This is a genomic window from Actinosynnema sp. (assembly GCF_052038725.1).
Genome location: NZ_JBQGCX010000516.1, coordinates 1 through 2,381 on the forward strand (window position 1 = coordinate 1; position 2,381 = coordinate 2,381).

Annotated in this window: 1 protein-coding gene; it reads left to right on the forward strand. The window is 76.6% G+C overall.

Going from position 1 to position 2,381, the window contains the following annotated elements; translation table 11 throughout:
* Positions 1 to 2,381: type I polyketide synthase (locus ACTUAL_RS10300; protein WP_440900110.1), on the forward strand; the 2,381-nt coding region annotated here is incomplete at both ends.

Genomic DNA, 2,381 nt, shown 5'->3' on the forward strand with positions numbered 1-2,381 from the left:
CTGCGCGGCAGCGCGGTCAACCAGGACGGCGCGTCCAACGGCCTGACCGCCCCCAACGGCCCGTCGCAGCAGCGCGTCATCCGCGCGGCGCTGGCCAACGCGGGCCTGTCGCACACCGAGGTCGACGCCGTCGAGGCGCACGGCACCGGCACCCCGCTCGGCGACCCGATCGAGGCGCAGGCGCTGCTGGCCACCTACGGCCAGGACCGGGAGATCCCGCTGCTGCTGGGCTCCATCAAGTCCAACTTCGGCCACACCCAGGCCGCGGCGGGCGTCGCGGGCGTCATCAAGATGGTCATGGCGATGCGGGAGGGCCGGGTCCCGGCCACCCTGCACGTCTCCGAGCGCACCGACCAGGTCGACTGGTCCGAGGGCGCGGTCGAGCTGCTCACCGAGGCCCGGCCGTGGCCGGAGACCGGGCGCCCGCGCCGCGCGGGCGTGTCCTCGTTCGGCATCAGCGGCACCAACGCGCACATCGTGCTGGAGCAGGCCCCCGAGCCGGTCGCCGGGACCGCCGCACCGGAAACCACCGCGCCGGAAACCGTTGTGCCGGAAGCGATCGAGCCCACCGGGGCGCTGCTGCCCCTGCTGGTCTCCGGTCGCGGCGCGGACGCGGTGCGCGCCCAGGCCGGGCTGCTCGCCGCCCACCTGGCCGCCCACCCCGACCTCGCGCCGCTCGACGTCGCGCACTCCCTGGTCACCACCCGCGCCGCGCTGGAGCAGCGCGCCGTCGTGGTCGGCGAGGACCTGGAGCGGCTCACCGCCGGGCTGTCCGCGCTGGCCTCCGGCGAGGCCGCCGCGTCCGTCGTGGACGGCGAGGTGCTCTCCGACCCGAGGGTCGTGTTCGTCTTCCCCGGCCAGGGCTCGCAGTGGGTCGGCATGGCCGCCGAGCTGCTCGACGCCTCACCGGTCTTCGCCGCCCGCATGGCCGAGTGCGCGCGGGCCCTGTCCGAGTTCGTGGACTGGGACCTGATCGCCGTGGCGCGCGGCGACGAGGACGCCCCCTCGCTGGAGCGGGTCGACGTCGTGCAGCCGGTGCTGTGGGCGATGATGGTGTCGCTGGCCGAGCTGTGGCGCGCGAACGGCGTGCGCCCCGACGCGGTCGTCGGCCACTCGCAGGGCGAGATCGCCGCCGCCGTCGCGTCCGGCGCGCTGTCCACTCGGGACGGTGCGGCGATCGTGGCGCTGCGCAGCCTCGCCATCGCCGAGGACCTGGCGGGCAAGGGCGGGATGCTGTCCGTGCAGCTGCCCGTGGACGAGGTCCGCCCCCGGCTCGCCGAGGGCCTGTCGATCGCGGTGGTCAACGGCGCCCGCTCCGTCGTCGTCTCCGGCGACCCGGCCGGGCTGGACGCGCTCCAGGCCGAGCTGCGCGCCGAGGGCGCGCGGGCCAAGCGGGTCCCGGTGGACTACGCCTCGCACTCCGCCCACGTGGAGTCGATCCGCGAGCGCCTGCTCGACGTGCTCGCGGACCTGTCCCCGCGCACCTCCGCCACCCCGTTCTGCTCCACGGTCACCGCCGAGTTCACCGACACCGCCGCGCTCGACGCCGGCTACTGGTACACGAACCTGCGCGAGACGGTCGACTTCGTCGGCGCCACCCGCACCCTGCTCGCCACCGGGCACGCCGTGTTCGTCGAGTGCAGCCCGCACGCGGTGCTCACCTCGGCGGTGCTGGAGACCGCCGAGGAGGACGGCCGCGAGGTCGCCGCGATCGGCTCCCTGCGCCGCGACGACGGCGGCCCCCGCCGGGTGCTGCTGTCCCTGGCCCAGGCGTGGACGCGCGGCGTCGACGTGGACTGGACCGGCCTGCTCGCGGACCGCGCGACGGCGGCCCCGAAGCGGATCGCCCTGCCCACCTACGCCTTCCAGCACCGCCGCTACTGGCTCGACGCCACCTCGGCGACCGGCGACGTCACCTCGGCGGGCCTGGCCGCGACCGCCCACCCGCTGCTCGGCGCGACCATCGCCGTCGCGGGCGCGGACGAGGTCCTGCTCACCGGCCGCCTCGCCGCCGACACCCACCCGTGGCTGGCGCACCACGTCTTCGCGGGCGCCACCCTGCTCCCCGGCACCGCGTTCGTGGAGCTCGCGGTCCGGGCGGGCGACCAGGTCGGCTGCGACCGCGTGGACGAGCTGACCCTGGAGGCCCCGCTGGCGCTGCCCGAGCGCGGCGGCGTGCACGTCCAGCTCCGCATCGGCGACCCCGACCGGGACGGCGGCCGGGAGCTGACCGTGCACTCCCGCGCCGAGGGCTCCGAGGCCCCGTGGACCCGGCACGCCACCGGCCGCCTGGGCCGCTCCGAGACCACCCCGGAATTCGACCTGTTGGCCGGGCCGCCGCCCGGCGCGCAGCCGTTGTACCTGGACGGCGCTTACCCGGC